The sequence below is a fragment of the Streptomyces endocoffeicus genome, from assembly GCF_016741935.1.
Lineage (GTDB): Bacteria > Actinomycetota > Actinomycetes > Streptomycetales > Streptomycetaceae > Streptomyces > Streptomyces endocoffeicus.
This window is the reverse complement of sequence record NZ_JAERRG010000007.1, coordinates 209677-233504: the sequence shown is the minus strand read 5'-3', so window position 1 is coordinate 233504 and position 23828 is coordinate 209677. Positions and strand designations below refer to the sequence as shown.

Sequence of the window (23828 nt, the reverse complement as noted above, 5' to 3'; positions counted from 1 at the left end):
CGAGACCGGTTTGGTGATCGGGCCTTGATAGTTTCATACTGAATACTTCTGGGTCTGAGCGGAATGTCTTGTTCGATCGTCCAAAGGGCCCGCTGTTGATGTTCACGCACACTGAGGTCCTTCATGTCCCCCTCGGCCCCCGCGCCGGTCGACGCCGCCAGTAAGCAGGCTCCGACTCCCCCCGCCAACGGCATCGACAAGTTCTTCAAGATCAGCGAGCGTGGTTCCTCGATCTCCCGGGAGATCCGGGGCGGACTGGCCACGTTCTTTGCGATGGCCTACATCGTCGTACTGAACCCGATCATCCTCGGGGCCGGTACGGACAAGTTCGGGCATCAGCTCAACAACGGCCAGCTGGTCACCGCCACCGCCCTGATCGCGGGCCTGACCACGTTGCTCATGGGGATCATCGGCAACGTCCCCATCGCGCTGGCCGCGGGTCTCGGCATCAACGCCGTGGTCTCGCTCCAGCTCGCACCCAAGATGAGCTGGCCGGACGCGATGGGCATGGTGGTGCTCGCGGGTCTGGTGCTGATGATCCTCGTCGCCTCGGGGCTGCGGCAGCGGGTGATGGACGCGATCCCGTCCGGGCTGCGGCGGGCGATCGCGATCGGCATCGGTCTCTTCATCGCCCTGATCGGTCTGGTCGACTCCGGCTTCGTCAGCCGTAACCCCGACTCCGCGCACACCACCGTCCCCCTGGGCCTGGGCGTGGCCGGGCGGCTGGATGGCTGGCCGGTGCTGGTCTTCGTGGCCGGTCTCGCGCTCACCTTCATCCTGATCGTCCGCAAGACGCGCGGCGCGATCCTGATCGGCATCGTGACCATGACCGTGGTCGCGATCGTGATCAACTCTCTGGCCCAGATCCCGGACGCCCAGTGGGGGCTGACCATCCCCTCGGTGCCGGAGAAGGTGGTCGACACCCCGGACTTCGGCCTCGTCGGCGATGTCAGCCTCTTCGGCGGCTTCCATGAGGTCGGCCTGCTCACCGGCTGCCTCTTCGTCTTCACCGTGCTGCTCTCCGGCTTCTTCGACGCGATGGGCACGATCATCGGCGTCGGCGAGGAGGCCGGGCTGACCGATGAGCGCGGTCAGCTGCCGGGCATGGGCCGGATCCTGATGATGGACGGCGTCGCGGTGGCGGGCGGCGGCTTCGGCTCGGCCTCGGCCAACACCTGCTTCGTGGAGTCCACGGCGGGCGTCGGGGAGGGGGCGCGCACTGGACTCGCGAACGTGGTGACCGGCGGGCTCTTCCTGCTCGCGCTGGTCTTCACCCCGCTGGCCAAGGTGGTGCCCTCGCAGGCCGCGACCCCCGCGCTGGTGGTCGTCGGCTTCCTGATCATGGCGGCGAACGTCAAGGAGATCGACTGGAGCGATTTCACGATCGCGATCCCGGCCTTCCTGACCATGATCTCGATGCCGTTCACCTACAGCATCACCAACGGGATCGGGCTGGGTGTCCTCTCGTTCCTGCTGCTGCGCATCGCCACCCGGCGGACCCGGGAGATCCCGTGGCTGCTGGGCGTGGTGGGGCTGTGCTTCCTGGTGTACTTCCTGCTCAACCCGATCGAACAGGCACTCGGCGTCTCCTGAGCCGAGTCTCCTGAGTCGGGCTCGGCCCCGCCTAGGCCGAGTCGTCGTCCCGCCCTGGTGTACGCCGTCCCGCCGGTACGCCGTCCCTCCTGGCGCATGAGCGTTCCGCCCTGAGCGCCCCGGACCCCCGTGGTCCTGGGCGCTCATGCGTGCCGCCGTACGTCACTGCCCGGAGTTGACTCACTCGTTCGGGTGAAATGGAAATAGGGATGTCACTAGGGTTTTCATTAGACGAGGTAATGAGTTATGCTAAAGACCATGCCGGATCTGTCCCGTCTCCAGCACCAGGCGGAGGCGCCCCCCGATGACGCGGCCGCCGTGAGTGCCCTGCGGTCCGGAGTGATGCGTCTGTCGCGGCGGCTCAAGCACCAGCGCGTGGACGAATCGCTCAGCCCGACCGAGATGGCGGTCCTGGGCACGCTGGCCCAGTGCGGCTCCGCCACCCCCGGCGAGCTGGCCCGCAAGGAGCACGTCCAGCCGCCGTCGATGACCCGCATCGTGGCGCTGCTGGAGGCCAAGGGACTGGTCAGACTCGAGCCGCATCCGGAGGACCGGCGGCAGAAAGTCGTCTCGCCGACCGAGCGGGCAGAGGCCATGCTCGAAGAGAGCCGACGCAAGCGCAACGCCTGGCTGGCCGAGCTGGTCGGGGAGCTGACCGAGGACGAGTGGGACGTGCTGCGCGCCGCCGCGCCCGTGCTGGAGAAGCTCGCGCATATGTAAGAACGACCCGAGACAGCCAGGAGGCGAACGCACTTGAGTACGGGACCCGGAGCAGACTCCGCACCCGCACCGAAGAACCCCGCAAACCCCGGAAACCCGGGACCCCCCGGAACCTCCGGACCCCCCGGAATCCCGGGAACCTCCGGAACTCCCGGACTCACCGGAACCTCCGGACTCACCGGAACCTCCGGAAACCCGGGAATCTCCGTATCCGACCCCGCGCCCGCCGTCACCGCGGGTCGCACCCGGGGCGGGACCTTCCGTTCGCTGAGGATCCGCAACTACCGCCTGTTCGCGACCGGTGCCATGATCTCCAACACCGGCACCTGGATGTCGCGGATCGCCCAGGACTGGCTGGTCCTGAGCATCACCGGCTCCTCCACCGCGGTCGGCATCACCACCGCGCTGCAGTTCCTGCCCATGTTGCTCTTCGGCCTCTACGGCGGGGTCCTCGCGGACCGATGTCCCCGGCGCCGGCTGCTGCTCTTCACCCAGACCGCGCTGGGGCTGTGCGGGCTCGCGCTCGCCGCCCTCACCCTCAGCGGACACGTCCAGGTCTGGCACGTCTATCTCATCGCGTTCCTGCTCGGCATGGTCACCGTCGTCGACAACCCGACCCGCCAGGTCTTCGTCAACGAGATGGTCGGCCCCAAGGACCTGCGGAACGCGGTCAGCCTCAACTCCGCGAACTTCCAGTCCGCCCGGCTGATCGGCCCGGCGGTCGCCGGTGTGCTGATCACCGCCGTGGGCAGCGGCTGGGCCTTCCTGATCAACGGAGTCTCCTTCGTCGCCCCGATCATCGGGCTGCTGCTGATGCGCACCAGCGAGCTGCACAAGGTCGAGCGGGCGCCGCGCGGCAAGGGGCAGCTGCGGGAGGGGCTGCGCTATGTGGCCGGGAACCCCGATCTGATCTGGCCGATCGTGCTCGTCGGTTTCATCGGCACCTTCGGCTTCAACTTCCCGATCTGGCTGAGCGCCTTCGCCGACGATGTCTTCCACGCCGGGCCGGGCACGTACGGCCTGCTCAACACCCTGATCGCGATCGGTTCGGTGACGGGCGCGCTGCTCGCCGCCCGGCGGGTGGTGGCCCGGCGGCGACTGCTGGTCGGGGCCGCGCTGATGTTCGGCGTGCTGGAGATGGTCGCGGCGGCCACCCCGTACTTCTGGCTCTTCGCGGCGCTCATGGTGCCGATCGGGATCTTCAGCCTGACGTTCAACGTGACCGCGAACTCCAGCGTCCAGCTCGCGACGGATCCCGCGATGCGGGGCCGGGTGATGAGCCTGTTCATGATGGTCTTCGTCGGCGGTACCCCGATCGGCGGCCCGCTGGTGGGCTGGGTGACCGACACCTACGGCGCGCGCATCGGCTTCGCCGCGGGCGGCCTGATCTCGGCGGCCGCCGCGGCCGCGGTGGGGCTGATCCTGGTCCGGGCCGGCGGCCTGCGGCTGAAGCTGGATCTGCGCCGCGGCCACCCGCATGTGATCTTCGTGCCGCGTACGCCTGAGGCGGAGGAGAAGCCGCTGGCCGCCACGGCCTGAACCGCCCCTTCGGCCTTGCCGGGGCTCCGCCTCTTTGGCCTCGCCGGACCTCCGCCCCGTACCCCGCTCCTCAAACTCCCCCAGCTACCGCTGGGAGGTGCCCTTTGGAGGGGCCGAGTTGCCAACCCCGGTGCGGGAGACTGGGCGGATGAGACTCTTCGCCGCCGTGTTGCCGCCGGAGGCGGCCGTCGCCGAGCTGGCCGCGCGGGTCAAGGCGCTCCGGGCGCTGCCGGGGGCGGACGGGCTGCGCTGGACCGAGCGGGAGGGCTGGCACTTCACGCTCGCCTTCTTCGGCGAGGTGGCCGAGGACGTACTGCCCGAGCTGCACACCCGGCTGGCCCGCGCCGCCCATCGGCACCACCCCCATGAGCTGCGGCTCGCGGGCGGCGGCCGGTTCGACGACCGGGTGGTGTGGGTGGGCGCCGACGGCGACAGCGAGGCCCTGCGACGGCTGGCCGACTCCGCCGAGGCGGGCGGCCGACGGGCCGGGGTCCCGATGGACCGGCACCGCCCGTACCACCCGCATCTGACCATCGCCCGCGCCCGCTCCTCGCGGCATGGCTTCCCGCGCCACACCTCCGCCACCAGCCTCGCGCCGTACGTCGACGGGCTCACGGACTTCGCGGGCCGGGAGTGGACCGTGGGCGAGCTCAACCTGGTGCGCAGCCATCCACCGGCCCCGGGCGTCCCCGGGCAGCAGCCGCGCTACGAGGTGGTGGCGGCCTGGCCGCTGGGGCACTGAGCGGTCCGGCTAATCTCGAGGTGTGGACCCCAAGACCAGAAACATGATCATGAGCGGCGCGCTGGTGCTGATTCTCGTCGTCGTCGCCGCGGCTGCCGCCCTCGGAGGCTGAAGAAGGAGGGGGTGTGGACCGCGGCGCGGCCCACACCCCCTCAATAGCTCTCGCCCTCGGCTACCAGGCGAACGCCTCCGGCGACGGCCCCGGACCCGGGAAGATCTCGTCCAGCTCCGCCAGCACCTCCTCGCCCAGCTTCAGCTCCGACGCCCGCACCGCCGACGCCAGCTGCTCGGCCGTGCGCGGACCCACGATCGGACCGGTGACCCCGGGCCGGGTGAGCAGCCAGGCCAGGGCGGCCTCGCCGGGCTCGATGCCGTGCTTGGCCAGCAGGTCCTCGTACCGCTGGATCTGATCGCGCACCGTCGAGTTCTTCAGCGCGTCGGCGCTGCGCCCGGACGTGCTGCGCGAACCGCCGCCCTCGCGCTCCTTGCGGAGCGCGCCGCCGAGCAGCCCGCCGTGCAGCGGCGACCAGGGGATGACGCCCACGCCATAGCCCTGCGCGGCCGGGATGACCTCCATCTCGGCGCGGCGCTCGGCCAGGTTGTACAGGCACTGCTCGCTGACCAGCCCGTACGAACCACGGCGGGCCGCGGCCTCATTGGCCTGGGCGATGTGCCAGCCCGCGTGGTTGGAGGAGCCCGCGTAGACGATCTTGCCCTGCTGTACGAGGACGTCGATGGCCTGCCAGATCTCGTCCCACGGGGTGGAGCGGTCCACGTGGTGGAACTGGTAGAGGTCGATGTAGTCCGTGTTGAGCCGCTTGAGGCTGGCGTCCACGGCCCGGCGGATGTTCACGGCCGAGAGCTTGTCGCTGTTGGGCCAGGGCTCACCCTCGGCGTCCATGTTTCCGTACACCTTGGTCGCGAGGACCGTCTTCTCGCGCCGCCCGCCGCCCTTGGCGAACCAGCTCCCGATGATTTCCTCGGTGCGGCCCTTGTTCTCGCCCCAGCCGTACACATTGGCGGTGTCGAAGAAGTTGATGCCCGCGTCGAGCGCGGCATCCATGATCGAGTGGCTGTCGGCCTCCTCCGTCTGCGGACCGAAGTTCATGGTGCCGAGGACGATACGGCTGACCTTGAGACCGGTGCGTCCGAGCTGCGTGTACTCCATGGGGATCAGCCAAGCCGTTGGAGTGCGCTCTAATCAAGGGGGGTGGGCCGGGTGCCCGGTCATCGGCGGCGGCAGGTTCCCGGCCGGGAATTCCCTGTGGAAAACCCGAAAGCCCGCTTTTTGGCCCCCCGTGCGGTCAAAAAGCGGGCGTCTTTGGGGTTTCGCGGCTCCGGTCGGAATTCAATCGAGCATGATCGCCGGAGAGGGCCGCTGAGTATGGTCGCCGAATGCGACCGGTCTTTTCGGATTACCGGGCGGCGCGGGACTTCATAAAGCCGAGAACGCCGAGCGCGAGGGCCATCAGTGCGCCGACCAGGACCATGTAGAGCCCCGGTCCCGCGGTCATGTCGTACAGCTTCGCGGCCTGCTCCGCAGCCTTCTCCGCGACCTGCTGCGACACCCCCTCCTCGTCCTTCAGCTTCTGGACGACCAGCCGCTCGGTGTCCGCCATGTTGATGACCGCGACAATGGCCATGGCCAGCCCCAGAACGCCGCCGACCAGGTAGAGCGCCGCCTTCTTGGTGGCCATGGCGGCGATGAACAGGATCGCCGCGACCAGGGCGATGATCAGCGTGATGATGCCGTCGCCGTCGATGCCCTTGATGCCCCCGGTGGCGCCCTCGGCGTCGGAGATCACCCAGTTCACCATGGAGCCGACCAGCGCGATGACCGAGCCGACGATCGCGAAGATCGCGATCTTCTTGGACGGCGCGGCCGGTGCCGCGCCATGGTTCGGGGCACCGGCGGAATGCGTAGGCGGCGCGGTTTGCGCATAAGAGGACTGGCTGTATTCGCTCATGAGCTCAGACCGTAAGCGGGGCCTTTCTGCATTGCAATGCCGCCGCCCGCTATGCCGTCAATGACCGATAAATTTCTCGCCGAAATAATCCTCGGATGAGGTCAAATAATCTCGGGGTTATTTCGGGGTGGTCGCCCGCACAAATAATTGACAGACGTTATCTGCCCGTGATCGCGGAAGTCATGCGCGATCACGGAAGTCCGGCTTGATCATGGAGTCAGGCGCGGGCGGAAGGCCAGGCATGCCCGGACCGGAAGCCGTGCGTGGCCGGAGGGGGCCCTCGGCGTGGTTCCGGCGCCGGACGCCCCCGGCGGGATGGCAGGCTTGGGCCCATGCGTCCGCTTCCGTTCGTACTTGGTGCCGCCGCGCTGCTGGCCGTGTCCGCAGCCGCCCCGGCCGCCGCCGACGACTCGTCGTCGCCGTCTCCCTTCACGATCCAGGATCCACGGATCACCGAGTCCAGCGGCCTCGCCGCGAGCCGTCTCCACCCCGGCGTCTACTGGACGCACAACGACAGCTCGGACGGCCCGTACATCTATGCCGTGGACGGCAGGACCGGGAAGACGGTCGCGCGGGTCACCCTGCGCGGCATAGGGGATCCCCGCGATGTGGAAGCGATCTCGATAGGGCCGGACGGCAATGTCTACGTCGGCGATATCGGCGACAACCTGGGCGGTCAGTGGTCCCATGTGTGGATCTACCGCTTCCCGGAGCCGAAGCAGCTGAAGGACACCACCGTCACCGCGACCCAGTTCACCGTCAAGTACCAGGGCGGGCCGCGCAACGCCGAGGCGCTGATGGTCCATCCCAAGACGGGCCGTGTCTACATTGCCAGCAAGAGCGACGAGGACGGCGGGCTGTACGCCGGACCGACCACGCTGAGCCCCTCGGGGGTGAATGTCTTCCAGCGGGTCTCCGACATCGACATGGAGGTCACGGACGGGGCGTTCTCCCCGGACGGCACCCGGCTGGTGCTCCGCGGCTACTTCTCGGCCGCCGAGTACCGCTGGCGGAACGGAAAGCCGACGCGGCTGGAGGAGGAGCCGGGGCTGCCGCTCCAGCGGCAGGGCGAGTCGGTGACCTTCACCCCGGACGGCGGCACGCTCATGTACGGCACCGAGGGCGCGGGCTCCAAGGTGACGCCGGTGGACCTGGGCGGGGAGCTGCTGCCGGACGCCACCGCGAAGGAGCAGAAGAAGAACGGTGAGTACTCCGACCGCGTCGACGGCAAGCTGACCGACGGCGAGAAGAACGGCAACCTGGTCAAGGCCGGGCTCACGTTCGTCGGCGCGCTGGTGGTGTTCCTCGGCCTGCGCAAGCTCTTCCGCCGGAGCTGAGCCCGGGGCTGCGGAGCTGAGCCCGGGGCTGCGGAGCTGAGCCCGGGGCTGGTCGTCAGCGCACGCGAAGGGGCCCGCGGCCGGTCACCGGCCGCGGGCCCCTTCGCGTGCGGAGCGAGTCCTCAGAGGTGGTCGATGACGTAGTCCACGCACGCCGTCAGGGCCTCGACGTCCGCCGGGTCGACGGCCGGGAACATCGCCACCCGCAGCTGGTTGCGGCCCAGCTTGCGGTACGGCTCGGTGTCCACGATGCCGTTGGCCCGCAGTGCCTTGGCGACCGCTGCGGCGTCGATCTCCTCGTTGAAGTCGATCGTGCCGACGACCTGCGACCGCTTGGCCGGGTCGGCCACGAACGGGGTGGCGAACTTGGACTCCTCGGCCCAGCCGTACAGCGTGCGCGAGGAGGTCGCGGTGCGGCGCACCGCCCAGTCCAGACCGCCCTGGCCGTTGATCCACTTCAGCTGGTCGTCCAGCAGGAAGAGCGTCGCCAGCGCCGGGGTGTTGTACGTCTGGTTCTTCAGCGAGTTGTCGATCGCGGTCGGCAGCGAGAAGAACTCGGGGACGTGCCGGCCGGAGGCGTGGATCCGGGCGGCGCGCTCCAGCGCGGCGGGCGAGAAGACGCCGATCCACAGGCCGCCGTCGGCCGCGAAGGACTTCTGCGGCGCGAAGTAGTAGACGTCCGTCTCGGCGATGTCGACCGGCAGACCGCCCGCCCCGGAGGTGGCGTCCACCAGCACCAGCGCGCCCTCGTCGGCGCCGGCCACCCGCTGGATGGGCATGGCGACACCGGTGGAGGTCTCGTTGTGGGTGTAGGCGTAGACGTCCGTGCCGCTCTCGGCGCGCGGCTCCGGGTGGGTGCCGGGGTCGGAGGTGATCACCGTGGGCTCCTCGAGCCACGGCGCCAGCTTCGCCGCCTTGGCGAACTTCGAGGAGAACTCGCCGAAGGACAGGTGCTGGGACTTGGTGTCGATCAGCCCGTGGGTCGCGATGTCCCAGAAGGCGGTGGAGCCGCCGTTGCCCAGGATGACCTCGTACCCCTCCGGGAGTTGGAAGAGCTCGCGCACCCCTTCGCGTACGGCGCCGACGAGGTTCTTGACCGGGGCCTGGCGGTGGGAGGTGCCCAGCAGGGAGCTTCCGGTCGCGGCCAGGGCGCTCAGCGCCTCGGTGCGCACCTTGGAGGGGCCCGAGCCGAAGCGTCCGTCGGCGGGCTTGATGTCATCGGGAATCCGGATCTCAGCCACGAGCCGAAGCCTAATCCGTCGGCCGCCGCGGTCCGACCGTCCGTCCAGCGGGTGAGACGGTATGTCCACATCCTGTTGACGCGCGAGGATGTGCCGATATGGAGGATGTGCCGATATGGAGGATGTGCCGATATGGAGGATGTGCCGGTATGGAGGGTGTGCCGGTAAAGGGGCCGATCACGGAACATGGCGGCCTTAAGGCGGCCATGCGGGCCATGCGGGGGCGGCCTTAAGGCGGCCATGCGGGCCACGCAGGCCACGCAGGCCACGCAGGCCATGCGGGCCATGCATGGCGACCATGAAGCGGCCATGCGCCGAGGCTGTGAAGCGTCCGTGTACGGGCCATGCACAGGTCATGCATGCTGACCATGAAGCGGGCATGAATCGGAATTGGACATTCTCAATGGCCGCCTCGCCGTGGACCATGGAGGGCATGGCTGATCACCAGGCAGACGAGCTGGAGCAGGCGCTGCGACGAGCCGTTCGCGGGGACGTCTCCTTCGATACGGCGAGCCGGGCCCTGATGACCATGGACGCGTCGAACTACCGGCGGGTCCCCGCCGGGGTGGTCGCGCCCCGCGACGGCGACGATGTGGCGGCGGTGCTGGCCGTCTGCCGGGAGCGCGGGGTGCCGGTGGTCGCGCGCGGCGGCGGGACCTCGATCGCGGGCCAGGCCACCGGGCTCGGTATCGTCCTCGACTTCACCCGCCATATGCGCGGCATCCTCTCGCTCGACCCCGAGCGGCGCACCGCCGTCGTCCAGCCGGGCGTGATCTGCGACGACCTCCGTACGGCGGCCGGCGCCCATGGGCTGACGTTCGGCCCCGACCCGTCCACCCACAGCCGCTGCACCCTCGGCGGCATGATCGGCAACAACTCCTGCGGCTCCCACTCCGTGGCCTGGGGCACCACCGCCGACAACGTCCACGAGCTGGACGTCCTCACCTACGGCGGGGAGCGGGTGCGGGCCGCCCAGGGTCTCCACGACCTGCCCGCCCGGCTCCGTGACGGCATACGGTCCCTGGCCGGCCAGCATCTGGCCCTGCTGCGCACCGGCTTCCCCGAGCTGCCCCGCCGGATCTCCGGCTACGCCCTGGACGAGCTGCTGCCCGAGAAGAACGCCGACCTCGCGCGCGCCCTCACCGGCAGCGAGGGCACCCTCGGCGTGGTGACCGAGGCGACCGTAAGGCTGGTGGAGGCGCCCGGCGCCCGCGCCCTCGCCGTGCTCGGCTACCCCGATGAGAGCGCGGCGGCCGAGGCCGCGCACACCCTGCTGCCGTACGGTCCGCTGACCGTCGAGGGCATGGCCGCCGACCTGGTCGCCGGGACGACCGGGCTGCCCAAGGGCGGCGCCTGGCTGTTCGTCGAGGTCGGCGGCGCCACCCGCGAGGAGGCGCTCTCCCGCGCCCAGGAGGTGGCCCGCGCCGCCGCCGAGGCCACCACGGACCACACCGTGGTCGCCGACCCGGCCGGACAGCGCGCCCTGTGGCGGGTGCGCGAGGACGCCTCCGGCACCGCCACCCGGACGCCCGACGGCAGCGAGGCCTGGCCCGGCTGGGAGGACTGCGCGGTGCCGCCGCCCCGGCTCGGCGCGTATCTGCGCGACTTCCGCGCCCTGATGACCCAGCACGGGCTGCGCGGCACGCCGTACGGGCACTTCGGGGACGGCTGCATCCACGTCCGTATCGACTTCGACCTGCTGACCGAGCCCGGCATCCGGGTCTTCCGCGCCTTCTCCGCCGACCTCGCCGATCTCGTCGTCGCCCACGGCGGCTCGCTCTCCGGCGAACACGGCGACGGCCTGGCCCGCGCCGAGCTGCTGCCGCGCATGTACGGGACGGAGATGGTCGGCCTCTTCTCCCGCTTCAAGGACCTGTGGGACCCGGAGGGCGGCCTCAACCCCGGCGTCCTGGCCCGCCCCCAGCGCCTGGACCAGAACCTGCGCTTCGATCCGCTGCCGAGGCGGCCGGTGGATGTCGAGTTCGGCTATCCGCACGACAAGGGCGACTTCTCGGCGGCCGTCCGGCGCTGTGTGGGCGTCGCCAAGTGCCGTAACGAGTCGGTGTCCGGCGACGGCGTGATGTGCCCGTCGTACCGCGCCACCGGCGAGGAGAAGCACTCCACCCGCGGCCGCGCCCGGCTGCTGCACGAGATGCTCGCGGGCGAGGTCGTCCAGGACGGCTGGCGCTCGGAGGAGGTACGGGACGCGCTCGACCTGTGCCTGTCCTGCAAGGGCTGCCGCAGCGACTGCCCGGTGGAGGTCGATATGGCCACCTACAAGGCGGAGTTCCTGCACCACCACTACGAGGGCAGGCTGCGCCCCGCCGCCCACTACTCGATGGGCTGGCTCCCGCTGTGGCTGCGCGCGGCGTCCCTCCTGCGGGCGGCCCCGGCGGCCAACGCGCTGGCCGGGGTGAGCCCACTCGCCACCCTGGCCAAACGCCTGGGCGGCATCGCCCCCGAACGCGACATCCCGGAACTGGCCCACGAGCCCTTCACGAGGTGGTGGCGCGACCGGGTCCGCGAGGCGGCACGCGAGGCGGGGGCCGGGCGGGTGGCGGCACGCGATACCGGAGCCGGGCGGGTAGCGGCACGCGAGACAGGAGCCCCACCGGTATCCGAACCGGGACGGCCCGAGCACGGACGGACCGTCGTCCTCTGGCCCGACACCTTCACCAACCACCTCTCCCCGTCCGTCGGCCGGTCGGCGGTCGCCGTGCTGGAGGCGGCCGGACTGCGGGTGGTCGTCCCGCCGAAGCCCGTCTGTTGCGGGCTGACCTGGGTCTCCACCGGTCAGCTCGACCGCGCCCGCACGGTCATGCGGCGCACCCTGGACGTCATGGCCCCGGCCCTGGACGCCGGGCTCCCGGTGGTCGGCCTCGAACCCAGCTGCACTGCCGCCCTCCGCACCGACCTCCCCGAACTCCTCACCACCGACCCGCGCGCCGCGCGCCTCGCCGAGTCCGTCTCGACGTTCGCCCAGACACTGGAGCGGTACGCCCCCGACTGGCAGCCCCCTAGGATCGACCGCCCCGTCGTCGGCCAGACCCACTGCCACCAGCACGCCGTCCTGGGCGACACCGCCGAACGCCGCCTCCGCGAACGCGCCGGCCTTACCGGCACCTTGAGCGGCGGCTGCTGCGGCCTGGCGGGCAACTTCGGCTTCGAGGACGGCCACTACGAGGTCTCGGCGGCCTGCGCCGAGGAGCAACTGCTGCCATCCGTAAGGGCCGCGGACCCCGGCACCGAAGTCCTGGCGGACGGCTACTCCTGCCGCACCCAACTCACCCAGCTGGCGGGCCGGAAGGGCCGCCACCTGGCCGAGGTCCTGGCGGAGCGGCTGCCGTAAGGCGAGCCGGTCGCGGTTGCCGGGGGCTGGTCGGCCGAGCCACACACCTCATCGAGCCGACCGGCCCAGCTGTCGGCGCGCCCTGATGTCAGCGCGCCCTGACGGGCCGTCTCAACCGGCTGAATCATGCAAGCGTGCTTGATTGTTTCTCGTCGCGCTGCCACCCTCGCTCGACGAGAGCACTCGAAGCACTCGGCGAGGGCAAGAGAAGGCCGACACACGACAGACCCGACGACGGGAGCGACGCGTGTCCGAGACGGAGGCTCTGCTCGGCGATCTGCGGGCGGAGGGGGACGAGTTGGACGGCCTGGTGGCCGGGCTCGGGGGCGCGGAGTGGCGGATGGCGACGCCCGCGCCCGGGTGGACCATCGCCCACCAGATCGCCCATCTCGCGTGGACCGACGAGCGGGCCGTACAAGCCGCCGAGGACGTCCAGGGGTTCGCGGACGAGGTGCGCCGGGCGTGGGCCGCGCCGGACGCGTTCGTGGACGAGGGCGCCGAGCGCGGCGCGGCCGAGCCGCCCGAGGTGCTGCTGGGCCAGTGGCGCGAGGGGCGGGAGCGGTTGCTCCGGACGCTGGCCGCGCAGCCGCCGCGCGCCCGGCTGCCGTGGTACGGGCCGCCGATGAGCGTGATGTCGATGGCGACCGCCCGGCTGATGGAGACCTGGGCACACGGCCAGGACGTCGCCGACGCCCTGGGCGTGCACCGGGCCCCCACCGCCCGGCTGCGCCATGTGGCCCGGATCGGCGTCCGGGCGCGGGGCTACGCGTACGCGGCGCGGGGGATGGAGCCGCCGGCCGAGGAGTTCCGGGTCGAACTCACCGCCCCGGACGGTGAGGTGTGGGCGTACGGGCCGGAGGGCGCCGGTCAGCGGGTCACCGGGCCCGCGCTGGACTTCTGTCTGCTGGTGACCCAGCGGGCTCACCGCGACGATCTGGCCGTACGCGCCGAAGGGCCGGACACGGACCGCTGGCTGGACATCGCCCAGGCGTTCGCGGGCCCGCCCGGCAAGGGCCGCGCCCCGGGGCAGCGGACGGACCACAACGGCGGTGATGCCCGCGCTATAAGCCCCGCCCCGCAGAGCGACGTTCCCGGACACCGCCCCGGAGGCGCCCCGTGACCCCTCCGCCCCGCCCCCTCCGTATCGGCAACGCCTCCGGCTTCTACGGCGACCGCTTCGACGCGTTGCGCGAGATGCTCACCGGCGGGCCCCTGGACGTGCTGACCGGTGACTACCTCGCCGAGTTGACCATGCTCATCCTGGGCCGGGACCGCGCCAAGGACCCCGCGCGGGGCTATGCCACGACCTTTCTGCGCCAACTCGAGGACACCCTGGGGCTCGCCATGGAGCGCGGCGTACGGCTCGTCACCAACGCGGGCGGGCTCAACCCGGCCGGGCTGGCGGACGCGATCCGCGAGCTCGCCGAGCGGCTCGGGATCGGCTGCCGGGTGGCCCATGTCGAGGGTGACGACCTCCTCGGCGCCCGCGACTGGGGGGCCGGCGTGGTCACCGCCAACGCGTATCTCGGCGGGGCCGGGATCACGGCCTGTCTGCGCGGTGGCGCGGACGTGGTGGTCACCGGGCGGGTGACGGACGCCGCGCTGGTGACGGGCCCGGCCGCCGCGCACTTCGGATGGGCCGCCGACGACTGGGACGCGCTCGCCGGAGCCGTGGTCGCCGGGCACGTCCTGGAGTGCGGTACCCAGGCGACCGGCGGCAACTACTCCTTCTTCGCCGAGCACGACGTCCGCCGCCCCGGCTTCCCCCTCGCCGAGATCCACCCCGACGGCTCCAGCGTGATCACCAAGCATCCGCACACCGGCGGCGCCGTCACGGTCGGGACCGTCACCGCCCAGCTCCTCTACGAGACGGCGGGCGCCCGCTACCCGGGCCCGGATGTCACCGCCCGGCTGGACTCGGTGCGGCTGGCCCAGGACGGCCCGGACCGGGTGCGCGTCCACGGCGTACGGGGCGAGGCGCCGCCCCGCACCCTCAAGACCGGGCTGACCCGGCTCGGCGGCCACCGCAACGAGGTGGTGTTCGTGCTCACCGGCCTGGACATCGAGGCCAAGGCGGCGCTCGTACGGGACCAGATGGAGGGGGCGATGACCAAGCGCCGCCCCGCCGAGGTCCGCTGGACCCTCTCCCGCACCGACCATCCCGACGCGGCCGTGCAGGAGGAGGCGAGCGCACTGCTGCGGCTGGTGGTACGCGACCGGGACCCGGCAGCGGTGGGCAGGGTGATCAGCGGCGCGGCCGTGGAGCTGGCCCTCGCCAGCTACCCCGGCTTCCATGTCACCGCACCGCCCGGAAAGGGCTCGCCTTACGGCGTCTTCGAGGCCGTGGAGACCCCGGCCGACACCGTGCCGCACTCCGCCGTGCTGCCGGACGGCTCCCGGCTGTCCGTTCCCCCGGCCCCCACCCCAGCCGCCATGGGCCGGGTGCCGGAGCCCCCACTGCCGTTGCCGCCCCCGCTGCCGCCGGGCCCGACCCGCCGCGCCCCGCTCGGCGCGGTCGCCGGGGCCCGCAGCGGCGACAAGGGCGGCAGCGCCAACATCGGCGTCTGGGCGCGCGGCGAGGCCGCCTGGCGCTGGCTGGCCCACACCCTCACCACCGACCGGCTGCGGGAACTGCTCCCGGAGGCGGCCGAGCTGAACATCACCCGCCATCCGCTGCCCCGGCTGCGGGCCCTGAACTTCGTCGTGGACGGCCTGCTCGGCGAGGGCGTCGCCGCGCAGGCCCGCTTCGACCCCCAGGCCAAGGCCGTCGGGGAATGGCTGCGCTCCCGCCATCTGGACATACCGGAGGTACTGCTTTGAACCCCCGTTCCGGCCTCCGGGCCACAGCCGTTGGCGATGGGCCGCCCTGTCGCCGCCTGGACATACCGGAGGTATCGCTGTGACCGTGCTCGCGTCCGCGCTCGACCCCGCAGGCGCCGACCACACGGCCCATCGGGAGGCGATGCTCGCCAAGCTCGCCGAGTTGGAGGGCGAGCACGCCAAGGCGCTCGCCGGGGGCGGTGAGAAATACGTCCAGCGCCATCGCAAGCGCGGCAAGCTGCTGGTCCGCGAGCGGATCGAGATGCTGCTGGACCCGGACACCCCGTTCCTGGAGCTGTCGCCGCTGGCCGGCTGGGGCAGCGACTATCCGGTGGGCGCCTCGATCGTCACCGGCATCGGGGTGATCTCCGGTGTGGAGTGCCTGATCAGCGCCAACGACCCGACCGTACGGGGCGGGGCCAGCAACCCCTGGACGCTCAAGAAGGCGCTGCGCGCCCATGAGATCGCCCGCGCCAACCGGCTTCCGCTGGTCAGCCTCGTCGAGTCCGGCGGCGCCGATCTCCCCTCCCAGAAGGAGATCTTCATCCCCGGTGGGGCGATGTTCCGGGATCTCACCCGGCTGTCCGCCTCGGGAATCCCCACGATCGCCGTGGTCTTCGGCAACTCCACCGCCGGGGGCGCGTACATCCCTGGGATGTCCGACCACGTGATCATGGTCAAGGAGCGCTCCAAGGTCTTCCTGGGCGGTCCGCCGCTGGTGAAGATGGCCACCGGTGAGGAGAGCGACGACGAGTCGCTGGGCGGCGCCGAGATGCACGCCCGCACCTCCGGGCTCGCCGACTACTTCGCCACCGACGAGCCCGACGCGCTGCGCCAGGCCCGCCGGGTCGTGGCCCGCCTCAACTGGCGCAAGGCGCAGTCCGATCCGGGGCCCGCCGAGCCGCCGAAGTACGACACCGAGGAACTGCTCGGCATCGTTCCGAGCGATCTGAAGGTCCCCTTCGATCCGCGCGAGGTGATCGCCCGGATCGTCGACGGCTCGGACTTCGACGAGTTCAAGCCGCTGTACGGGCACAGCCTGGCCACCGGCTGGGCCGCGCTGCACGGCTACCCGGTCGGGGTCCTGGCCAACGCCCAGGGGGTGCTGTTCAGCGAGGAGTCGCAGAAGGCCGCGCAGTTCATCCAGCTCGCCAACCAGCGCGACATCCCGCTGCTCTTCCTGCACAACACCACGGGCTACATGGTCGGCCGCGACTACGAGCAGGGCGGGATCATCAAGCACGGCGCCATGATGATCAACGCCGTCTCCAACTCCCGCGTCCCGCATCTGTCGGTGCTCATCGGCGCCTCGTACGGCGCCGGTCACTACGGGATGTGCGGCCGGGCGTACGACCCCCGCTTCCTCTTCGCCTGGCCCAGCGCCAAGTCCGCCGTGATGGGCCCGCAGCAGCTCGCCGGGGTGATGTCGATCGTCGCCCGGCAGTCCGCCGCCGCCAAGGGGCAGCCGTACGACGAGGAGGCCGACGCCGCGCTGCGCGCCATGGTGGAGCAGCAGATCGAGTCCGAGTCGCTGCCGCTCTTCCTCTCCGGGCGGCTCTACGACGACGGCGTCATCGACCCGCGCGACACCCGCACCGTGCTCGGCCTGTGTCTGTCCGCCCTGCACACCGCGCCGGTCGAGGGCGCGCGCGGTGGCTTCGGCGTCTTCCGGATGTGAGTGAGGAACCCGTGATTCGTTCCCTCCTGGTCGCCAACCGCGCCGAGATAGCGCGGCGTATCGTCCGCACCTGCCGTGACCTCGGCATCGCCACCGTCGCGGTGCACTCCGACGCGGACGCCGACGCGCCCCACGCACGCGAGGCCGACTCCGCCGTAAGGCTGCCGGGCGACGCCCCGGCCGACACCTACCTGCGTGGCGATCTCCTGGTGAAGGCCGCCCTGGCCGCCGGGGCCGACGCCGTCCACCCCGGCTACGGCTTCCTCTCCGAGCACGCCGACTTCGCGCGCGCCGTAAGGGCCGCGGGGCTGGTGTGGGTGGGGCCGCCGCCCGAGGCGATGGAGGCCATGGCCTCCAAGACCCGCGCCAAGGAGATCATGCGCAAGGCGGGCGTACCCCTGCTCGATCCGCTCGACCCGGCCGAGGTCACCGCCGGTGATCTGCCCGTGCTGGTCAAGGCGGCGGCGGGCGGCGGCGGCCGGGGCATGCGGGTGGTGCGCGAGCTGGCCGCGCTCCCCGCCGAACTCGACTCCGCCCGCGCCGAGGCGGCCTCCGCCTTCGGCGACGGTGAGATCTTCGTGGAGCCCTATATGGAGGGCGCCCGCCATGTCGAGGTCCAGGTGCTCGCCGACACCCACGGCACCGTATGGACCCTCGGCACCCGCGACTGCTCCCTCCAGCGCCGCCACCAGAAGGTCATCGAGGAGGCCCCGGCCCCCGGTCTGGCGGAGGAATCGCTGCACACCCTGGCCGAGTCGGCGGCGAACGCGGCGCGCGCGATCGGCTACGAGGGCGCGGGCACCGTGGAGTTCCTGGTCTCGCCCTCGGGGCGGGCGTACTTCCTCGAAATGAACACCCGCCTCCAGGTCGAGCACCCGGTCACCGAGGAGATCCACGGCCTCGACCTGGTGGCGCTGCAACTGCGGATCGCGGAGGGGGAGCGGCTCGACGCCGAGCCTCCGGAGCCCCGGGGGCACGCCGTCGAGGCGCGGCTGTACGCCGAGGACCCGGCGCGCGACTGGCGGCCGCAGACGGGGATCCTGCACCGGCTGGAGATCCCCGGGCTGCGGGTGGACTCCGGGCCGGACGGCGGCGACGCGATCGGCGTGCACTACGACCCGATGCTGGCCAAGGTCATCGCCGTGGCCCCCACCCGGGCCGAGGCGGTGCGGCGGCTGGCCCACGGGCTGGAGCGGGCCCGGATCCACGGTCCGGTGACCAACCGGGAGCTGCTCGTACGGGCGCTGCGCCACCCGGAGTTCGCGGCGGGACGTATGGACACCGGGTTCCTCGAACGCCATTTGCCCGAGCTGACCGCTCCCTCCGACGCTCCCTCCGACGGCGACTCCGATGACGACTCCGATGGCGACGAGGCGGCTGCGCTCGCCGCCCTCGCCGCCGCCCTGGCCGACGCGGCGCGGCGGCCGGCGACCGTGGCCGGGCGGCTGGGCGGCTGGCGCAATGTGCCCTCCCAGCCGCAGCTGAGGAGCTACCGCGCCGAACCGGACGGTACCGAGCACGAGGTGCGCTACCGCCTCACCCGTGACGGGCTGCTCGCGGAGGGCCTCTCCGACGTCCGGCTGCTGGGCGCCGAGCCGGGGCGGGAGGCCGAGCCGGGGCGAGACGCCGATCCGGCGCGGGTCGTCCTTGTCGTGGCCGGGGTCCGGCGGACGTTCGAGGTGACGGCCTACGGGGACCGCCGCTATGTCGACACGCCCCAGGGCGGCCATGTGTTCACCGCGCTGCCCCGCTTCCCCGACCCCACCGCCCGCACCGAGCCCGGCTCGCTGCTGGCGCCCATGCCGGGCACGGTGGTGCGGGTCGCCGAGGTGGCGGCCGGGGACCGGGTCGAGGCCGGACAGCCCCTGCTGTGGCTGGAGGCCATGAAGATGGAGCACCGCGTCACCGCGCCCGCCGCCGGGGTGCTCACCGCCCTGCACGCCGCCCCCGGCCGCCAGGTCGAGGTCGGAGCCCTGCTCGCCGTCGTGGCGGCGGGGGAGTGACCCGGCCCCGCACACCGTACGGGCCACACAGTCCGTACGGGCCGCATAGCTCGCGCAGTCCGTACGGGTCGCACCCCCCGCGCAGTCCGTACGGGTCGCGCGGCACCGCAGCGGCCCGCGACGCAACGCGTCACAGCAGCTGGACCGCACAACGCACCGCAAGGGGCCCGCACAGCACAGCGCACATGGCCCGCACAACGCACGCACGTGGGAGGAGCCGTCCATGACCAGCCCGCACACGCCCGTGGACACCCCGGAGCGCGTGGCGCTCCGCGCCGCGGTGTCGTCCTTCGCCAAGGGACACGCCCCGGGCGGCCCCCAGGAGGGCGAGGGGGCCGCCGAACTGTGGGCCGAGGCCGGAAAGCTGGGCTACCTCGGCGTCAACCTCCCCGAGGAGTACGGCGGCGGGGGCGGCGGCATCACCGAGCTGTCCATCGTCCTGGAGGAGCTGGGCGCGGCGGGCTGCCCGCTGCTCATGCTCGTCGTCTCGCCCGCCATCTGCGGCACCGTCATCGCCCGGTTCGGCACCGCCGAGCAGAAGGAGCGCTGGCTGCCCGGTCTGGCCGACGGCAGCATCACCATGGCCTTCGGCATCACCGAGCCCGACGCCGGATCCAACTCGCACCGCATCACCACCACCGCCCGCCGGGACGAGGGCGGCGGCTGGGTACTCAACGGCCGTAAGGTCTTCATCACCGGTGTGGACAACGCCGACGCGATCCTCATCGTCGGCCGCACGGAGGATGCCAGGACCGGGAAGCTCAAGCCCTGTCTGTTCATCGTCCCGCGCGAGACCCACGGCTTCACCCACCACCACATCCCCATGGAACTGGCCGCCGCGGAGAAGCAGTTCGAGCTGGTGCTGGACGACGTACGGCTGCCCGCCGACGCGCTGGTGGGCGACGAGGACGCCGGGCTGCTCCAGCTGTTCGCGGGGCTCAACCCGGAGCGCATCATGACGGCGGCGTTCGCGCTGGGCATGGGCCGCTACGCGCTCGACAAGGCCGTGGTCTACGCCCGTACCCGCCAGGTGTGGAAGGAGCCCATAGGCGCCCACCAGGCGATCGCCCACCCCCTCGCCCAGGCCCATATCGAGCTGGAGCTGGCCCGGCTGATGATGGCGAAGGCGGCGTACCTGTACGACGAGGGCGATGACGCGGGCGCGGGCGAGGCCGCCAACATGGCCAAGTACGCGGCCGGGGAGGCCGCGGTGAGGGCGGTGGACCAGGCCGTGCACACCCTTGGCGGCAACGGCCTGACCGCCGAGTACGGGCTGGCGCGGCTGATCACGGCCGCCCGGGTGGCCCGGATCGCCCCCGTCAGCCGGGAGATGATCCTCAACTACGTCTCCCACCAGACCCTGGGCCTGCCCAAGTCGTACTGAACGTTCCCGAGTCGTACTGAGCCTGCGCCGGGCCCGCCGCAGTCGTACGGACCGCGTGGATAGGGCAGAACGGACAGGTAGGTCCATCGAGCTGAGGGGAGCGGCCATGGTGCTGCGCAGCGAGTATCCCGATGTACCGCCCGTCGATCTGCCCATCCACGACGCCGTGCTGGCCCGCGCGGCCGAGGAGTTCGGCGACCTGACCGCGCTGGTGGACGGCGTGACCGGGGCGGCCCTGAGCTATGCCGCGCTGGACCGCGCGGCGCGCCGGATCGGGGCCGCGCTGGCCGAGGCGGGGGTGCGCAAGGGCGATGTGGTGGCCCTGCACAGCCCCAACTCGATCATGTACCCACCGGCGTTCTACGGCGCCACCCGCACCGGGGCCGCGGTCACCACGGTGCATCCGCTGGCCACACCCGAGGAGTTCGCCAAGCAGCTCCGGGACGCGGCCGCGTCCTGGATCATCACCGTCTCGGCGCTGCTGGGCGTGGCCCGGCAGGCCGCCGAACGTGCCGGGGGGATACGGGAGGTCTTCGTGTGCGACGAGGCGAGCGGCCATCGCTCGCTGCGCTCCATGCTGAGCGGCACCGCGCCCGAACCGGTGGTGGAGATCGACCCGGCCGAGGACATCGCCGTCCTGCCATACTCCTCCGGCACCACCGGCACCCCCAAGGGCGTGATGCTCACCCACCGCAACGTGGCCACCAACCTCGCGCAGGTGGAGACGCTGGTGCCCAGCCGGCCGGGGGAGCGGGTGCTGGCCGTTCTGCCGTTCTTCCACAGCTACGGCCTTACGGCGCTCATGAACGCACCGCTCCGCAACGGCGGCACGGTGATCGTGCTGCCCCGCTTCGAACTCGACACCTTCCTCGCGGCGATCGAGAAGCACCGCGCCCAGGCGCTCTACGTGGCCCCGCCGATCGTGCTCGCGCTCGCCAAGCATCCGGCGGTGGACGGCCATGACCTGTCGTCGGTGCGGTACGTGCTGAGCGCGGCGGCCCCGCTGGACGCCCGGCTCGCGGAGGCGTGCGCCCAGCGGCTCGGCGTACCGCCGCTGCTGCAGGCGTTCGGGATGACGGAGCTGTCCCCGGGCTCCCATCTGGTGCCGCGCGACGCGAAGAACGCCCCGCCCGGGACCGTCGGGAAGCTGCTGCCGAGCACCGAGATGCGCATCGTGGACCCGGACAGCGGTGCGGACCTGGCAGTGGGCGAGGACGGCGAGATCGTCATCCGCGGACCGCAGGTGATGAAGGGCTACCTGGGCCGCCCCGAGGACACCGACGCGATGATCGACGGCGAGGGCTGGCTGCACACCGGCGACGTCGGACATGTGGACGCGGACGGCTGGCTGTATGTGGTGGACCGGGTGAAGGAGCTGATCAAGTACAAGGGCTATCAGGTTGCCCCGGCCGACCTGGAGGCCGTGCTGCTCGCCCATGAGGCCGTCGTCGACGCCGCCGTGATCGGGGTGACGGACGGGGCGGGCAACGAGATCCCCAAGGCGTATGTGGTGCCCAGGCCCGGGACCCGGATCTCGGAGGACGACCTGATCGCGTACGTTGCCGGACAGGTGGCCCCGTACAAGAAGGTGCGCCGTGTGGAGTTCACGGACGCCGTGCCGCGCTCGGCCACCGGCAAGATCCTCAGGCGTGAACTGCGCGCCAGGGAAAGGAGTTCGACCGCCCCATGACCGACGGCCCCACGACCGGCCCCACGGCCGCCCCCACGACCGGCCGCCCGCTGACCGACGGCCTTACGGCTGACGGCTCCTCGGCTGACGGCCTTACGGCTGACGGCTCCACGGCTGACGGCCTTACGGCCGACGCGCGAAAGCCGCTCGTACTGGCCGCCTTCGCACGCGGGATCACCACCCTCACCCTGGACTCGCCGCACAACCGCAACGCCCTCTCCTCGCGCCTGGTCGCCGAGTTGCGCGAGGCGCTGGCGGCGGCCGGGCGGGACGACCGCGTGCGGGCGGTGCTGCTCACCCACACCGGCACCACCTTCTGCGCGGGCGCGGATCTGAGCGAACCGCCCTCGGCGTCCGGGGCGTCCGGTCTGGTGGATCTGCTGCGGTCGATCGTGGAACTGCCCAAGCCGGTGGTCGCCCGCGTCACCGGGCACGTACGGGCCGGTGGGCTCGGGCTGCTCGGGGCCTGCGACATCTCGGCGGCCGGGCGCGGCGCCAGTTTCGCCTTCACCGAGGCGCGGCTCGGCCTCGCCCCGGCCGTCATCTCGATGCCGTTGCTGCCGCGGCTGGACCGGCGCGCGGCGGCCCGCTACTACCTCACGGGGGAGCGGTTCGACGCCGCCGAGGCGGCCCGGATCGGGCTGGTGACGCTCGCGGACCCGGAGGGTGACGCGGACGAGGCGCTGGCGCCCGTCCTCGACGGGCTGCGCCGCGGCTCCCCGCAGGGCCTGGCCGAGTCCAAGCGGCTGGTGACCGCTGATGTGCTGCGCGCCTTCGACCGGGACGGCGAGGCGCTGGCCGCGCTGTCGGCCCGCCTCTTCGCCTCCGAGGAGGCGCGTGAGGGCATGACGTCGTTCCTGGAGCGGCGCGACCCGGCGTGGGTGCGGCAGACGGCTTCCGAGGCGGGGGCGGCGGCTGACGCGGGGGCAGCTTCCGACGCGGGGACGGCGGCCGAGGCGCGGGTGATACCGGACGCGGCACCGGACGCGGGACGGGCACCGGACGCGGCGGCCGCAGGGGACACGGGGGCCACGGGGGCCGCAGGGGACACGGGGACCACGGGCCCCGCCGGGGCGCCCCGATGACCCCCCGTACGGCATTGCGCGACCCCAAGCAGGACCGCAGCCGTGCCACCCGCAGGCGGCTGCTGGAGGCCGCCGTGGCCTGCCTCGCCGAGCGCGGCTGGGCCGGTTCCACGGTCGCGGTGGTCGCCGAGCGGGCGGGGGTGTCGCGGGGCGCGGCCCAGCACCACTTCCCGACCCGTGAGGACCTCTTCACGGCCGCCGTCGAGCATGTCGCCGAGGAGCGCTCGGCCGAGGTGCGCGCCCTCCCAGCCCCGCGCGGGGAGGGCCGCGTCCCCGCGGTTGTCGAGGCGCTGGTCACCCTCTACACCGGCCCGCTCTTCCGGGCCGCCCTCCAGCTGTGGGTGGCGGCCTCGTGCGAGGAGCAGTTGGGCGCCCGGGTGACCGCCCTGGAGGCGAAGATCGGCCGGGAGACGCATCGGATGGCGGTGGAACTGCTGGGTGCCGACGAGTCGGTGCCGGGCGTCCGGGAGGCCGTCCAGGGCCTGCTCGACATGGGACGGGGCCTGGGACTGGCCAATCTGCTGACGGACGACGGCCACCGTCGGGAGCGGGTCGTGGCCCAGTGGTCGCGGATCCTGGAGGGGATCCTGACCCCGAGGGACCCGGACGACCACTCTGCCCACCACCACTCTGCCCACGACCGCCCGGCCCACGACCACTCTGCCCCGGCCGCCTCCTGA

Annotated in this window: 16 protein-coding genes and 1 pseudogene; 14 read left to right on the top strand and 3 right to left on the bottom strand. The window is 72.0% G+C overall.

Translation table 11 applies throughout. The features are described 5' to 3' along the window. Positions 1-123: 123 nt before the first annotated feature. From JK364_RS19625 to thpR, 4 genes are all read left to right on the top strand, one after another. A complete protein-coding gene (locus JK364_RS19625) occupies positions 124-1593 on the top strand; it encodes an NCS2 family permease (protein WP_201852412.1) in 1470 nt (489 codons plus the stop codon). 258 nt (positions 1594-1851) lie between these two features. Further along, a complete protein-coding gene (locus JK364_RS19620) occupies positions 1852-2313 on the top strand; it encodes a MarR family winged helix-turn-helix transcriptional regulator (protein WP_046090048.1) in 462 nt (153 codons plus the stop codon). A gap of 33 nt (positions 2314-2346) precedes the next feature. Beyond that, complete coding sequence (locus JK364_RS19615; protein ID WP_201852411.1) at positions 2347-3852, top strand: MFS transporter; 1506 nt, start codon at positions 2347-2349, stop codon at positions 3850-3852. Between the two features lie 148 nt (positions 3853-4000). Next, positions 4001-4594 carry an RNA 2',3'-cyclic phosphodiesterase gene (gene thpR, locus JK364_RS19610; protein ID WP_201852410.1) on the top strand — a complete coding sequence of 198 codons (594 nt, stop codon included), beginning with the start codon at positions 4001-4003 and terminating at the stop codon, positions 4592-4594. 172 nt (positions 4595-4766) lie between these two features. Here thpR and JK364_RS19605 read toward each other — a convergent pair whose 3' ends face one another. Further along, on the bottom strand, positions 4767-5762 hold the full coding sequence (locus JK364_RS19605) for an aldo/keto reductase (RefSeq protein WP_201852409.1): 996 nt from the start codon (positions 5760-5762) through the stop codon (positions 4767-4769). Positions 5763-6009: 247 nt separating this feature from the next. Beyond that, the gene (locus JK364_RS19600; protein ID WP_201852408.1) at positions 6010-6561 is read right to left on the bottom strand and encodes a hypothetical protein; all 552 of its coding nucleotides are present in this window, start codon (positions 6559-6561) and stop codon (positions 6010-6012) included. 332 nt (positions 6562-6893) lie between these two features. Between JK364_RS19600 and JK364_RS19595 the strand changes: the two genes are divergently transcribed. After that, positions 6894-7898: a hypothetical protein gene (locus JK364_RS19595; RefSeq protein WP_201852407.1), complete on the top strand. Its 1005-nt coding sequence runs from the start codon at positions 6894-6896 to the stop codon at positions 7896-7898. A gap of 122 nt (positions 7899-8020) precedes the next feature. Here JK364_RS19595 and serC read toward each other — a convergent pair whose 3' ends face one another. Continuing rightward, positions 8021-9139 carry a phosphoserine transaminase gene (serC, locus tag JK364_RS19590; RefSeq protein ID WP_201852406.1) on the bottom strand — a complete coding sequence of 373 codons (1119 nt, stop codon included), beginning with the start codon at positions 9137-9139 and terminating at the stop codon, positions 8021-8023. A gap of 433 nt (positions 9140-9572) precedes the next feature. Between serC and JK364_RS19585 the strand changes: the two genes are divergently transcribed. The 9 genes and pseudogenes from JK364_RS19585 (at position 9573) to JK364_RS19545 (ending at position 23828) form a co-directional block, all read left to right on the top strand. Then, positions 9573-12488 carry an FAD-binding and (Fe-S)-binding domain-containing protein gene (locus tag JK364_RS19585; RefSeq protein WP_201852405.1) on the top strand — a complete coding sequence of 972 codons (2916 nt, stop codon included), beginning with the start codon at positions 9573-9575 and terminating at the stop codon, positions 12486-12488. 247 nt (positions 12489-12735) lie between these two features. After that, positions 12736-13608 (top strand): TIGR03084 family metal-binding protein, encoded by an 873-nt coding sequence (locus JK364_RS19580; RefSeq protein WP_201852404.1) that lies wholly within the window; start codon positions 12736-12738, stop codon positions 13606-13608. 74 nt (positions 13609-13682) lie between these two features. Next, entirely contained in the window at positions 13683-15308 is a 1626-nt protein-coding gene (locus JK364_RS19575) for an acyclic terpene utilization AtuA family protein (RefSeq protein ID WP_230992244.1), read from the top strand. A 79-nt stretch (positions 15309-15387) separates the two neighbouring features. After that, a complete protein-coding gene (locus tag JK364_RS19570; RefSeq protein WP_201852402.1) occupies positions 15388-16986 on the top strand; it encodes an acyl-CoA carboxylase subunit beta in 1599 nt (532 codons plus the stop codon). Positions 16987-16997: 11 nt separating this feature from the next. After that, a complete protein-coding gene (locus JK364_RS19565; RefSeq protein ID WP_201852401.1) occupies positions 16998-18989 on the top strand; it encodes an ATP-binding protein in 1992 nt (663 codons plus the stop codon). Between the two features lie 223 nt (positions 18990-19212). Then, positions 19213-20373 carry an acyl-CoA dehydrogenase family protein gene (locus JK364_RS19560; RefSeq protein WP_201852400.1) on the top strand — a complete coding sequence of 387 codons (1161 nt, stop codon included), beginning with the start codon at positions 19213-19215 and terminating at the stop codon, positions 20371-20373. A gap of 106 nt (positions 20374-20479) precedes the next feature. Further along, on the top strand, positions 20480-22063 hold the full coding sequence (locus JK364_RS19555) for a 4-coumarate--CoA ligase family protein (protein WP_201852399.1): 1584 nt from the start codon (positions 20480-20482) through the stop codon (positions 22061-22063). A 143-nt stretch (positions 22064-22206) separates the two neighbouring features. Next, positions 22207-22950, top strand: a pseudogene (locus JK364_RS19550) (enoyl-CoA hydratase family protein); the annotation flags it as partial. A gap of 194 nt (positions 22951-23144) precedes the next feature. Continuing rightward, positions 23145-23828 (top strand): TetR/AcrR family transcriptional regulator, encoded by a 684-nt coding sequence (locus JK364_RS19545; RefSeq protein WP_230992196.1) that lies wholly within the window; start codon positions 23145-23147, stop codon positions 23826-23828.

Excerpts from the sequence above, each read along its gene's own strand:
- JK364_RS19625 (WP_201852412.1), top strand. The coding sequence starts at position 124 with ATGTCCCCCTCGGCCCCCGCGCCGGTCGACGCCGCCAGTAAGCAGGCT.
- JK364_RS19605 (WP_201852409.1), bottom strand. The coding sequence starts at position 5,762 with ATGGAGTACACGCAGCTCGGACGCACCGGTCTCAAGGTCAGCCGTATC.
- JK364_RS19585 (WP_201852405.1), top strand. The coding sequence starts at position 9,573 with ATGGCTGATCACCAGGCAGACGAGCTGGAGCAGGCGCTGCGACGAGCC.
- JK364_RS19575 (WP_230992244.1), top strand. The coding sequence starts at position 13,683 with ATGCTCACCGGCGGGCCCCTGGACGTGCTGACCGGTGACTACCTCGCC.
- JK364_RS19545 (WP_230992196.1), top strand. The coding sequence starts at position 23,145 with ATGACCCCCCGTACGGCATTGCGCGACCCCAAGCAGGACCGCAGCCGT.
- JK364_RS19560 (WP_201852400.1), top strand. The coding sequence starts at position 19,213 with ATGACCAGCCCGCACACGCCCGTGGACACCCCGGAGCGCGTGGCGCTC.
- JK364_RS19620 (WP_046090048.1), top strand. The coding sequence starts at position 1,852 with ATGCCGGATCTGTCCCGTCTCCAGCACCAGGCGGAGGCGCCCCCCGAT.
- thpR (WP_201852410.1), top strand. The coding sequence starts at position 4,001 with ATGAGACTCTTCGCCGCCGTGTTGCCGCCGGAGGCGGCCGTCGCCGAG.
- JK364_RS19595 (WP_201852407.1), top strand. The coding sequence starts at position 6,894 with ATGCGTCCGCTTCCGTTCGTACTTGGTGCCGCCGCGCTGCTGGCCGTG.
- JK364_RS19600 (WP_201852408.1), bottom strand. The coding sequence starts at position 6,561 with ATGAGCGAATACAGCCAGTCCTCTTATGCGCAAACCGCGCCGCCTACG.
- JK364_RS19555 (WP_201852399.1), top strand. The coding sequence starts at position 20,480 with ATGGTGCTGCGCAGCGAGTATCCCGATGTACCGCCCGTCGATCTGCCC.